3 protein-coding genes and 1 pseudogene are annotated in these 13,090 nt (G+C 76.1%); all 4 read right to left on the bottom strand.

Going from position 1 to position 13,090, the window contains the following annotated elements; translation table 11 throughout:
* Positions 1–141 precede the first annotated feature (141 nt).
* Positions 142–1,377: an alpha-hydroxy-acid oxidizing protein gene (locus AC067J_RS36510; RefSeq protein ID WP_478306725.1), complete on the bottom strand. Its 1,236-nt coding sequence runs from the start codon at positions 1,375–1,377 to the stop codon at positions 142–144.
* Positions 1,374–6,512 (bottom strand): type I polyketide synthase, encoded by a 5,139-nt coding sequence (locus AC067J_RS36515; protein WP_478306727.1) that lies wholly within the window; start codon positions 6,510–6,512, stop codon positions 1,374–1,376. Before AC067J_RS36515 ends, AC067J_RS36510 begins: the two co-directional genes overlap by 4 nt.
* A pseudogene (locus AC067J_RS36520) lies at positions 6,509–11,848 on the bottom strand (type I polyketide synthase); the annotation flags it as partial. The pseudogene AC067J_RS36520 and the gene AC067J_RS36515, both read right to left, overlap by 4 nt.
* A gap of 65 nt (positions 11,849–11,913) precedes the next feature.
* Positions 11,914–13,083 carry a cytochrome P450 gene (locus AC067J_RS36525; RefSeq protein WP_478306728.1) on the bottom strand — a complete coding sequence of 390 codons (1,170 nt, stop codon included), beginning with the start codon at positions 13,081–13,083 and terminating at the stop codon, positions 11,914–11,916.
* Between the last annotated feature and the right edge of the window lie 7 nt (positions 13,084–13,090).

Genomic DNA, 13,090 nt, shown 5'->3' on the forward strand with positions numbered 1-13,090 from the left:
CCACCCGGTTCTGCCGCGGGTGCCGGCCCGGCACCCGCGGCAGAACCGGGAACCCCCGCGCCCCGCGCCCGGCGCAACGCCGACCGCCCGGCGGCGGGCACGGGCCCACCACCGGGCGGGATCACCCGACCCGACGACGCACTACCGGCGGTCCCCGGGCGCCCACGGCCGCGGCCCGCCCAGCGGCCCCGCCGCGGCGAGCAGCTCCGGACCGAGGGACCGGACGCCGCCGCAGCCGATCTGCGTCAACGCCACGTCGAGCTCGGCGAGCAGGCACCGCAGCACGTGCCGCACCCCGGCACGCCCGTCGAGCGCCAGCCCGTACAGGTAGGGCCGGCCGAGGAGGACGGCGTCCGCGCCGAGCGCCAGGGCCTTGGCGACGTCCGTGCCGGTGCGGACACCGGAGTCCATCAGCACGGGGACGGCGGCGCCGACCGCGGCCCGCACCGCGGGCAGGCAGTCGAGGGAGGCCACCGCGCCGTCCAGCTGCCGCCCCCCGTGGTTGGAGACGATCACGCCGTCCGCCCCGTTGGCCACCGCGAGGACCGCGTCCTCGGGGTGCAGGACCCCCTTGACGAGCAGCGGAAGCCCGGTCCACTCGCGCAGCCGGTTCAGCCGCTCCCAGGTCAGCGACGGGTTGCCGTTGACCCGGGCCCAGTGCCTGACGACCGCCTCGGGGCCGGCCTGCGGCGCCAGCGCGGCCCGGAACACGGGATCACTCGTGTAGTTGGCGAGCCCGGTGCCGCGAATCAGCGGAAGGTAGCCGTGGTCGAGGTCCGCGGGCCGGTAGCCGACGGAGGGATTGTCCACGGTCAGGACCAGCGCCGTGTAGCCGCTCGCCTCGGCCCGGCGCACCAGCGAGGCGGCCAGTTCGTCGTCCGAGGGCCAGTACAGCTGGAACCAGCGCGGCCCCGGCCCGGCCGCCGCGGCGACCTCCTCCAGGCTGTGCGAGGAGTAGGAGGACAGCACGAACGGCAGCCCGGCGTCGGCCGCGCCCCGGACCGTGGCGAGCTCACCCTCGGGGTGCACCACGCTCTGCGCCGAGATCGGCGCCAACAGGACCGGCGCGGGCAGGAACTGGCCGAGGAGGTCCACGCCCAGGTCGCGCCGCGTGACGCCGCGCAGTGCCCGGGGCAGGAGCCGCCACTGCCCGAAGGCGTCCCGGTTGGCGCGCCCCGTGGCTCCGGTCCCGGCGCCGCCGACCACGAAGCCGGCCACCTCGGGCGCGAGGACCGCACGGGCCGCTTCCTCCAACGCCGTGAGATCGGTGGTGAGCCGGCCCTTGCGGCCGTCGGGGCCCGCCAGGTAGATCTCCCGCACCAGGTCGGACGCGCTCGTCGGCCCGCCAGGGGCGGCGGTGGGGGTGTGCTCGGTCATGGCGTCGGGGCTCCGTTCCCGTTCTCGGTGGTGGTCCGTCCGTCGGACGGCGGCTCCTGGCCGAGGACCTCGGCCAGGAGCCGGGGGGTCGGCCAGTCGAAGACGAAGGTGGCCGGAAGGCGCAGCCCCATGGTGGCCGTCAGCCGGTTGCTCAGCTCCACCGCTCCCAGCGAGTCCATGCCGACGTGGTCGAACGCGACGTCCGGGTCGATCGCGTCGGCGGAGGCGTGGCCGAGCACCGCGGCGACCTCGGCGAGGAGCCGCTCCAGCACCGTGCCCGCGCCGTCCGCGGCCGCGGTGCCCCCGGGGGCCGCGGTGTCCCCGGGGTCGTGCGCCGGCGCGGCCGAGGACGGACGCCGCCCGGCCCCCGGCTCCCCGGCGCCGGCGGGCAGCAGGGACTCCAGGATCCGCGGGAGGGTGCCGCCGCGGTACCGCACGGCCAGCGCCTCGCGGTCCCAGCGCCCCGCCACGGCCACCGGCTCACGCCCGTGCACCGCCGCGTCGAGGAACCGCAGCCCCGCTTCGACGGGTATCAGCAGGACACCGGCCCGGGCCATGCGGTCGATCTGGGCGTTCGTGAGGGTGCTGCCCATACCCCCCGACACGTCCCACTGACCCCACACGACGGCCACCCCGGGCAGGCCGGCGGCGTGCCGCTGCTCCATCAGGCCTTCCAGGAACCCGTTCGCGGCGGCGTAGGCGCCCTGCCCCGCCGAGTTGAGCGTGCCGGCGATCGAGGAGTAGACGACGAACGCGGACAGGTCCAGGCCGGCGGTCAGTTCGTGCAGGTGGAGGGCCGCGTCGACCTTGGGACGCAGCGACCGTTCGAGGCCGTCGGCCGTCAGGTCGGCCAGCAGGGCGCCTTCGAGGAAACCCGCGGCATGGACGACCCCGCCGATGCGGACACCGGCGCGGGCGAGCCGCTCCAGCACCCCGGCCAGCGCCTCGCGGTCGGCGGCGTCACAGGCCACCGTGCGGACCCGGGCACCGAGGTCCCGCAGGTCCGCGATGACGCGCTCCGCGTCGGGGCCGGGCGCACCGCGCCCCACCAGGACCAGCTGCCGCACACCGTGCCGCTCCACCAGGTGCCGGGCGGTGATCCGGCCGAGCCAGCCGAGGCCACCGGTGATCAGCACCGCCCTCGCCGGGTCCCAGGAACCCCCGGGGACCGCGGCGTCGGCGCCGCCGCCGAGGGTCGGCCGGTAGGCGGATCCCTCACGCAGCGCGAGCTGGCTCTCGCCGGTGGCCAGCGCGGCGGCGAACGCCTCACGGGAGGCGGCGGCGCCGTCCTCGTCGAGCAGGACGAACCGGCCCGGGTACTCGGCCTGCGCGGACCGGACCAGCCCCCACACGGCGCGGTGGGCGGGCCGGGCGCCGGGGTCCCGCTCGCCCTCCACGGCGACCGCGCCACGGGTGACCACCACCAGCCGGGAGTCCTGCCACCGCCCGTCACCCAGGAATCCCCGGGCCGCGTCCAGCACCTCCAGCAGGGTCTCCCGGACGGCCGCCGGTCCCTGGGCCCCGTCGCCGCGGCACGTCAGCACGACCGTCCGCGGGGCCGCCCCACCCGCGGCGAGCGCCTCGGCGAGGCCGCTCCACGGCTCGCCCCCCGCGGCGCCGGCAGGCCCGAGGACCGGTGTCCAGCGCGGCACCAGGAGGCCGTCGGCCTCCTGCCCGCCGCCGGGACCGGCACCCGCGGCCGCAACCGGCCGCAGGACGAGGGAGCCGATCGAGGCCAGCGGCCCGCCGTCGGGACCGGTGAGCTCGGCCGAGACCACGCCGGGCCCCACCGGTGTCAGACGCGCCCGCGCCCGGGCCGCGGCGCCCGCGCCGGCCTCCACCCGCACGTCCCGCCAGATGTGCGGGAGCATCCCGGGACCCGCACCGCCCTCGACGGCGAGCGGGTGCAGGGCGGCGTCCAGGAGCACGGGGTGCAGGGCGTGCGAGCCGGTCCGCACCCCGCCCGGCAGGGCCACATCGGCGACGATCTGCGAACCGGACCTCCACATCGCACCCACCGCGCGGAACGCCGGCCCGTACACCAACTCCCGCTCCGCAAGCGCACGGTAGAGCTCACGGGGCGGCACGTCGAGCGGCTCGGCCCCCACGGGCGCGGCCCCCGCGGGCAGGCTGCGGCGCGCCTCGGCGCCGGACTCCGGGCCGAGCCGGGCGACGGTGCCGTGCCGGGCGACGGTGCCGTGCGCGCACCGGACCCAGGCCGCCTGCCCGGTGTCCGCCCGGCGGGCGTGCACGGTGACGGCGCTGCGGCCGTCGGCGTCGGCCGCCGCGACGAAGACCCGCAGGTCGAACTCCGCGCCGTCCGGCACGGCCGGCGCCTCCTCGTGGACGAGCTCCTCCACCGTGTCCCCGCCCGTCACACGGGCGGCGACCACCACGGCGTCCAGCACGGCGGCACCGGGCAGCAGCGTCCTGCCGGCCACCCGGTGGTCGGCCAGCCAGGGGAGCGTGGCCTGCGAGAGCCGTCCGGTGAACATCACCCCGTCCGGCGCCGGCACCTCCGTCGCGGCCGCCAGCACCGGGTGGTCGAGATCGGTGATCCCGGCCGGGCGGACAGCCGCGCGCTGCGGCGCCTCGATCCAGTAGCGGCGCCGCTGGAACGCGTAGGTCGGCAGCGCGACCCGACGGGCACCTCGACCGGCGAACACGGCCGCCCAGTCGATGTCGGCGCCGGCCGCGTGCAGCCGCGCCAGCGCGGCCACCACAGCGGTGGCCTCCGGCTCCTGGCCGCGCTGCGCCGCGATCGCCGTCGCCGCGCCCCGGCCGGCCGGGCGGCCGGCGGCCTGGTCGGTGAGTTCGCCCGACGGGCCGACCTCCACCAGCCGGTTGCAGCCCAGGGCGCCCAGCGCGTGCAGGCCGTCCTCGAAGCGGAACGGATCGAGGGCCTGGCGGGCCCAGTGCTCGGGGTCGGCGAACTCGTCCTCCCGCATCGCCTGTCCGGTGAGGCCCGAGACCACCGTGAGTTCCGGCTCCCGGAAGTTCAGGTTCTTCACGGCCGCCGCCACGCTTCCCGCCGGCCCGTTCGTCGACCGGCCGTGGGCCACCGCCAGTTCGGCCGCGTCGGCGAGGCAGAGCACGCCGGCGGCGTGGACGGCGGCGACCGCGCCGACGCCGTGGCCGATGACGGCCGCGGGCGCCACCGCGCAGGACTCCAGCAGACGGAACAGGGCCACCTGGTAGGCGAAGAGCGCGAGCCGGGCGTGCTCGGGGTGGTCGGGGTGGTCGGGAAGGGCGCTCCCGGAGTCGGACAGGACGGTGCGCAGGGGCCGGTCCAGGTGGGCGTCGAGTGCGCGGCAGGCGGCGTCGAACGCGCGGGCGAAGGCCGGGAAGGTCCGGTACAGCTCCCGGCCCGTGCCGGGCCGGCGCAGGTCGTGCCCGGAGAACAGCAGGGCGGTGCGCCCCTCGGCGGCCCGGCCGCGCACGGCCGCGGCCGCGTCCGGATCCGCCGCCAGCGCGTGCAGCCCGTCGAGCAGGTCGCCTCGCCCGCGCGGGAGCAGGACCGCGCGGTGCGCGAGGTGGCTGCGGGTGGTGGCGAGGGAGAAGCCGAGGTCGAGGAGGTCCGCGGGGGCGGACGGCGCCGCGGTCAGGGCGTCGAGGACCCGGCGGGCCTGGGCCTGCAGCGCGGCCGGACTGTGCCCGGACAGCAGGACCGGGACGACCGGCAGCGGCGCCGCCCCCTCGTCCCTGCCGTCGTCGTCCCTGCCCTCGTCGGTGGTGTTGGTGGTGGGGGGTTGGGGTGGTTGTTCGAGGATGAGGTGGGCGTTGGTGCCGCTGAGGCCGAAGGAGGAGACGGCGGCTCGGCGGGGGTGGTCGTGGTGGGGCCAGGGTTGGGTGTGGGTGAGGAGTTTGAGGTGTCCTCGGGTCCAGTCGATGCGGGGTGAGGGTTGGTCGGTGTGGAGGGTTTTGGGGAGTTGGCCGTGGTGGATGGCCATGGTCATTTTGATGATGCCGGCGACGCCGGCTGCTGCTTGGGTGTGGCCGATGTTGGATTTGAGGGTGCCGAGGTGGAGGGGGTGTCGGGGGTTGCGGTGGGTGCCGTAGGTGGCGAGGAGGGCGTGGGCTTCGATGGGGTCGCCGAGGGCGGTGCCGGTGCCGTGGGCTTCGATGGCGTCGATGGTGTCGGGGGTGAGGTGGGCGTCGGCGAGTGCGGCGCGGATGACGGCTTGTTGGGAGGGGCCGTTGGGGGCGGTGAGGCCGCTGGCGGCGCCGTCGTGGTTGAGGGCGGAGCCGCGGATGACGGCGAGGACGTGGTGGCCGTGGCGGTGGGCGTCGGTGAGGCGTTCCAGCAGGAGCATGCCGACGCCTTCGGACCAGGCGGTGCCGTCGGCGGTGGCGGCGAACGCCTTGCAGCGGCCGTCGGGCGCCAGGCCGTGCTGACGGCTGAACTCCACGAACGACACCGGAGTCGCCATGGTCGTCGCACCCCCCGCCAGGGCCAGGTCGCACTCGCCCCGGCGCAGCGCCTGGGCGGCCAGGTGGACGGCCACCAGCGAGGAGGAGCAGGCCGTGTCCACGGTCATCGCGGGACCCTCGAACCCGAAGGTGTGGGAGATGCGCCCGGAGGCGAAGCCGCTCGCGCTGCCCAGGGCCATGAAGCCCTCGTACTCGGCCGGCGACGGCAGGACCCGGTAGCCGTAGTCGTCGTACATGGTGCCGACGAACACGCCCGTGCGGCTGCCGTGCAGCGCCGCCGGGACGATGCCCGCGTTCTCGAACGCCTCCCACGCGGTCTCCAGCAGCAGCCGGTGCTGCGGGTCCATCGCATGCGCCTCGCGCGGTGAGATCCGGAAGAACTCGGCGTCGAAGCCCGTGGCGTCGTCGAGGAAACCGCCCTCCCTGACGTACGACGTCCCTGGCCGCTCCGCGTCCGGGTCGTACAGCGAGGACAGGTCCCAGCCGCGGTCCTCGGGGAACGGCCCGATCACGTCGCGCTCGTCCGTCACCAGCCGCCACAGGTCCTGCGGGGACGCGACCCCGCCGGGGTAGCGGCAGGCCATCCCGACGATGGCGATCGGGCCGCCGTCCTGCTGGGCCTTCGCGGCCGCGGCACGCAGCTGCTGATTGTCCTTCAGGGCCGCCCGCAGTGCGTCGACCAGTTCGTCGTGCGATGCCGTCATCGGGACTCTCCGTCGATCCTCGTCGGGGTGCGTTCACTGCGGTCCGCCCCCAGGGCCAGGCGGACCAGCTCCTCGGCGCTCATCGTGTCCAGCGAGGCGTCCTCGGACGGCGGTTCGGGGCCGGGCTCCGCCGGGCCCTGATCCTCGCCGTTCCCGGCGGCGAGTTCCGCGGCCAGGCGATCCGCGAGGGCGGCGGGGCTGCGGTGGTCGAAGACCGCCGTCGAGGCCAGTCGGACACCCGTCACCGAGGTGATCCGCTGCTGCAGTTCGAGCGCGGTCAGGGAATCGACGCCCAGGTCCTGGAAGCGTGCGCCGGCCGGCACCTGATCGGGGCCGGAGAGCTCCAGGACGGCGGCCACCTCGGCGCGCACCGCCTCCAGGAGGAGGTGGTGGCGCGCCGTACGGGGGGCGTCGGCCAGTCGGCGGCGCAGCGCGGCGGCCGCGCCCGGGACCGGCGGGGCGGGCAGCGGGCGGTGGGAGCGCGCGTCGGCGGGAACGAGCGCGCGCAGGAGCGGCGGGGCCGACTGCGCCGTCAGTTCCCGCGTGTCGAGCCGGGCGGGCAGCAGGACGGGCGCGGTGTCCGCGACGGCGGCGTCGAACAGGGCCAGGCCGTCCTCCTCCGACAGCGCCGCGGCTCCGTGGCGGGCCAGGCGCCGCAGCTCCGTCGTGCCCAGGTCGCTGCCGAGGCCGTCCCCGGTGGCCCACAGTCCCCAGGCCAGTGACGTGGCCGGCAGCCCTTCGGCACGGCGCTTGAGCGCCAGCGCGTCGAGGTAGGCGTTGGCCGCCGCGTAGTTGCCCTGGCCCGGCAGTCCGAGGGTGCCGGAGAAGGAGGAGAACAGGACGAACGCGGACAGGTCCAGATGCCGGGTCAGGTCGTGGAGGTGGAGGGCCGCGGTGGCCTTCGGCCGCAGGACGGCGTCCAGGCGCTCGGGGGTCAGCCGCTGCACGAGCGTGTCGTCGAGGACGCCGGCCGCGTGCACCACCGCGGTGGGGGGCCGGTCGAGGCCGTCCAGGACGGCGGCCAGGGCGGCGCGGTCCCCGGCGTCGGCCGCCGCGACCGTCACCCGCGCGCCGGCGCTCTCCAGGTCGGCGGCGAACTGCGCCGCGCCGGGTGTGTGCGGGCCGCGCCGCCCGAGGAGCACCAGCTGCCGCACGCCGTGGCGGTCCACCAGGTGACGGGCGACGAGGCGCCCCAGGGCGCCCAGGCCGCCGGTGACCAGGACGCGGCTGTGCCGGTCGAACGGGGCGCGCCCGGAGGGGGAGGGCCGGTGCGGGAGCAGGCGCGGTGAGAGGACGCGGCCGCCCCGGACGGCGAGTTGGGGTTCCCGCGAGGCGGCGGCGGTGAGCAGGGCGCGCACGGACTGCGGGGCGCCGTCGCTGTCGATCAGGGTGAACCGCCCGGGGTGTTCCGACTGCGCGGCGCGCACCAGGCCCCACACCGCGGCGTGCGCCGGGTCGCAGCGGGTGTCGCCGGGGACGGACACCGCGTCCCGGGTCACCAGGGCGAGCCTGCCGGTGGCCGCCCGGCTGTCGGAGAGCCACTGCCGCAGGAGGCCGAGGACCTCGTGGGCGCCGGCCCCGGCGGTCCCGGCCGGCTCGGGGCCGCCGGGCGGGGGAGGCGTGACGAACGCGAGGACGACCTCGGGGAGCGCGGCGCCCTCGCCGGCGGAGCGGAGCAGGCCGTCCAGGCCGGCGTGCACGCGCGGCGGTGCTGCGTCCGCCCGCACGAGGTCGGCCAGCGCCTCGGCGCCCGGGCCCACCGCGGCCCAGGACGAGCCGCTCAGCGGCGGTGTGCCGGGAGCGGGATCGGTCCAGTCCAGGGCGAGCAGCGCGGCGCCGTCCGCCGAGGAACGGGCGGGTGGCTTGAGCTCGCGCAGGACGAGCCGTTCCGCGCTGAGGACCGGCGCGCCCGTGTCGTCGGCGACGAACAGGGAGCAGGAGTCGTCCGCGCCGCGCCGCAGCCGGACCCGGAGCGGGCCGTCGCCGGGCCCGTGCAGGGTCAGGCCGCGCCACGCGAAGGGCACCAGGAGCCGGGACTCGCCCCCGTCGGCGGCGGCCAGCGCGTGCAGGGCCGCGTCCAGGGCGGCGGGATGCAGCCGGAAGCCGTCACGGCTCGCCTTCGCACGCGGCGCCACCACCGCGTAGAGATCGCCGCCGTCGCGCCACAGCTCGCGCAGCCCCCGGAAGGTGTAGCCGTAGGCGTAGCCGCGCTCCGCGAGCCGCGGGTACAGGTCGTCGACCGCCACCGGTGAGGCCCCGGGCGGCGGCCACGAGGGGAGTTCGGGCACGTCCGCCGCTTCCGCGGCCGACAGCGTTCCGGTGGCGTGCCGCGTCCACGCGGCGTCGTGGGCCTGCGCCGGGCGGGAGTAGAGCGTGAGCGAACGGACGCCGTCCTCGTCGGGGGCGCCGACGATCAGCTGGATGTCGGTGGGCCGGGCGACCGGCAGGACCTGTTCCAGGGTGAGTTCGGCCACCTGCCGCGCACCGGCGCGGCGGGCGGCGCTCAGGGCGAGCTCCGCGATGCCCGCGGCGGGCAGCACCGGGGTCCCGGCGACGGTGTGGTCGGCCAGCCACGGCGTGTCCTCGGCGTCGAGACGGCCCGTGAACACCAGCCCGCTGCCGTCGGCGGGCTCCAGGGCCTCGTCGAGTACCGGGTGGGAGCGGGCGGCGCCGTCGCCCGCGGCCGGGGCGTCCAGCCAGTAGTGCCGGCGCTGGAAGGGGTAGGTGGGCAGCGCGATCCGGCGCCCGCCGGGGAAGGACTCGCCCGGGACCAGGCGGGCGCCGTTCAGGGCGAGCCGGGCGAGGGCGGTGGCGACGGTGGCGGCGGGGTCCTGGCCGCGGCGCAGCACGGGGGTCACGACGCCCGGGGAGTCGGGGTCCTGGCCGCGGCGCGCCAGGACGGACAGCACCCCGTGGCCCAGTTCGACGTACTCGGTGACGCCGCGGGATTCGAGGAAGCGCACGCCGTCGTGGAAGCGGACGGTGCCGCGCAGTTGGCGCGCCCAGTAGTCCGGGTCCGTCAGCGTCGCCCCGGTGGCGAGGCGGCCGGTGAGATCGGAGACGACCGGTATGCGGGGCTCGTGGAAGGCCACCCGGGCGGCGACGTCCCGGAAGTCCTCCAGCAGAGCGTCCATGTGGGGGGAGTGGAAGGCGTGGCTGACCTTCAGCCCGGTGGTCCTGCGGCCCCTGGCGCGCCACGCCTGCGCGAGCTCGGCGGCGGCGTCGGCGTCGCCCGTGACGACCACGTCCCGCGGCCCGTTGACGGCCGCGAGGTCCAGCCGGCCGCCGTAGGGGGCCAAGGCCTGGAGCATCTCCTCCTCGCTCGCCTCGACGGCCACCATGCGCCCGCCCGCCGGAGCGGACTGCATCAGGCGGCCCCGGTGGGCGACGAGGGTGCAGGCGTCCGCCAGGTCGAGGACACCCGCCACGTGGGCGGCCGCCAGCTCGCCGACGGAGTGGCCGAGCAGCAGGTCGGGGGCGGCGCCGTGGTGTTCGAGGAGCCGGAAGAGCGCGACTTCGAGGGCGAAGAGGGCGGGCTGGGTGTAGGCGGTCCGGTCGAGCAGCGCGGATTCGGGGGTGCCGGGCGCGGCGAACAGGACGTCCTTGAGGGCGTGTTCGAGGTGCGCGTCGAGATGGGCGCAGGCCTCGTCGAAGGCGCGGGCGAAGGCGGGGAAGCGGTCGTGGAGGTCGCGGCCGCAACCGGGGTACTGGCTGCCCTGGCCGGGGAAGAGGAACGCGGTCGCGCCGGGGGCCGCGGCGGCCGTGCGGGTGAGGACCTGGGGCGCGGCGTGCCCCTGGGCCAGGGCTTCGAGGCCGCGCAGGGCCTCGGTGCGCCCGGTGGCGAGGACGGCGGCGCGGTGGGTGTGGGTGGTGGTGCGGGTGGTGGCCAGGGAGTGGCCGACGTCGGCGACGCTCAGGTCCGGGCGGGCGGTGAGGTGGTTGTGCAGTTGCGCGGCCCGGGCACGCAGCGCCCCTTCGGTCTGCCCGGACAGCAGCCACGGAAAGGACCCGTCCTTGCCGTCGTCGTCCCTGCCCTCGTCGGTGGTGGTGTTGGGGGTGGGGGGTTGGGGTGGTTGTTCGAGGATGAGGTGGGCGTTGGTGCCGCTGAGGCCGAAGGAGGAGACGGCGGCTCGGCGGGGGTGGTCGTGGTGGGGCCAGGGTTGGGTGTGGGTGAGGAGTTTGAGGTGTCCTCGGGTCCAGTCGATGCGGGGTGAGGGTTGGTCGGTGTGGAGGGTTTTGGGGAGTTGGCCGTGGTGGATGGCCATGGTCATTTTGATGATGCCGGCGACGCCGGCTGCTGCTTGGGTGTGGCCGATGTTGGATTTGAGGGTGCCGAGGTGGAGGGGGTGTCGGGGGTTGCGGTGGGTGCCGTAGGTGGCGAGGAGGGCGTGGGCTTCGATGGGGTCGCCGAGGGCGGTGCCGGTGCCGTGGGCTTCGATGGCGTCGATGGTGTCGGGGGTGAGGTGGGCGTCGGCGAGTGCGGCGCGGATGACGGCTTGTTGGGAGGGGCCGTTGGGGGCGGTGAGGCCGCTGGCGGCGCCGTCGTGGTTGAGGGCGGAGCCGCGGATGACGGCGAGGACGTGGTGGCCGTGGCGGTGGGCGTCGGTGAGGCGTTCCAGCAGGAGCATGCCGACGCCTTCGGACCAGGCGGTGCCGTCGGCGGTGGCGGCGAACGCCTTGCAGCGGCCGTCGGGCGCCAGGCCGTGCTGACGGCTGAACTCCACGAACGGCGCCGCGTTGACCATGACCGTGGCGCCCCCCGCCAGGGCCAGGTCGCACTCGCCGTCGCGCAGCGCCCGGGCGGCCAGGTGGACGGCCACCAGCGAGGAGGAGCAGGCCGTGTCCACGGTCATCGCGGGACCCACGAGGCCCAGCGCGTGGGCCACCCGGCCGGACAGCACGCTCGGCAGCCTGCCGGTGATGGCGAACGCTTCCTTCCGGTGGGTCCCGTACTCGGCGTACATGAGGCCGCAGTAGGTGCCCGTGCGGGTGTCGCGCAGCGCGGTGGGGTCGATGCCGGCGTGCTCGACGGCCTCCCAGCAGGTTTCCAGGACCAGCCGCTGCTGGGGGTCCATCCGGACGGCCTCGCGGGGGCTGATCCCGAACAGCGAGGGGTCGAACTCGGCCGCGTCGTAGAGGAATCCGCCCTCGCGCGTGCTGGAGGTGCCGGGGTGGTCGGGGTCGGGGTGGAAGAGGCGGTCGAGATCCCAGCCGCGGTCGCGCGGGAACGGGCCGATGGCGTCCACACCGTCGGCGACCAGCTGCCACAGGCCGTCAGGAGAGGTCACGCCTCCGGGGAAGCGGCAGGCCATCCCGACGATCGCGATCGGTTCGCGCCGCCCGTCGCTCGTCGGGTCCGCTCCGGGGACCCCGTGGGTGTCCGTGACTGACATGCCTTCCCTCATTCGGAGTCGACCAGCAACCGGGACAGGCCGCGAATGCCCAGGCCGTCCTTCCAGACCACCGGTTCCGCAACGTCGGCCAGCCGCAGCGCCGGGAAGCGCCGCGGGAGCCGTTCGAGGACGATGCGCAGCTGGAGCCTCGCCAGCGGTGCGCCCAGGCAGCGGTGCACGCCGTGCCCGAAGGTGAGCGGCGGGGAGTCGCGCCCGGAGTCGAGGTTCATGGCCGCCGGCTCGGCGAACACCCCGGCGTCGCGGTTGCCGTGGAGCAGGGCCACCACGACGCCCTCGCCCTTCTGCACGGTGACGTCGCCCAGCCGCACCGGTTCGGTGGCGATGCGCACGAAGGTCAGCGGGGTGGCGGGGGTCAGCCGGATCAGCTCCTCCGTCGCGTTCCCGGCGTACTCGGGGTGCGCGAGGAGCTCCTCGTAGGCGGCGCGGTCGGTCAGCAGCGCCAGCAGCGAGAGGCCGATCTGGCCGGTGGTGGTCTCGTAGCCCGCCATCAGCAGGGTGAGCCCCAGGGTGAGCAGTTCGTTCGTGGACAGCTCGCCCTCGTCCTGCGCGACGGTCAGGTCGCTGAGCAGGTCGTCGCGGGGATCGCGGCGCTTGCGGTCCAGCAACTCCGTGATGTACTCGATGAGTTGGATACGGCGCCGGGCCTTCTCGCGCGGGCTGGTGACCTCCAGGTCGAAGAGCACGTCCACCCACCCGCCGAAGCGGGCGGTGTCCTCCTCGGGAATGCCGAGCATGGTGGTCAGCACGGACAGCGGCAGCGGCCGGGCGAGGTGCTCGATCAGGTCGGCGCCGTTGCCGATCTCCGCGATCGCGTCCAGCCGACGGTCGGTCAGGTCCGTCACGAAGGCGCTCATCCTGGCCATCCGGCCGGTGGAGAACGCGCCGCTGACCAGGCGCCGCAGCCGGGCGTGCCGGTTGCCGTCCATGCTCATCATGGAATCCGCCGCCGGCTGGGCGTCGTTGAACGCCGGGGCGCCGGGCCGCAGCGCGGCGGCCCGGCTGAACCGCTTGTCCGCGAGGACCGAGCGCCCCAGCGTGTAGCCGCGTACGAGCCAGAACGGGTGGCCCGTGCCGGCGACCACGCGCACGACGTCCTCGGGACCGGGGCGCAGGATGTCGGGAAGCGGGCCCAACTGGTCGATCGTGGATTCGATCATCGGGAAC

The sequence above is a fragment of the Kitasatospora sp. NPDC042419 genome (assembly GCF_056437345.1).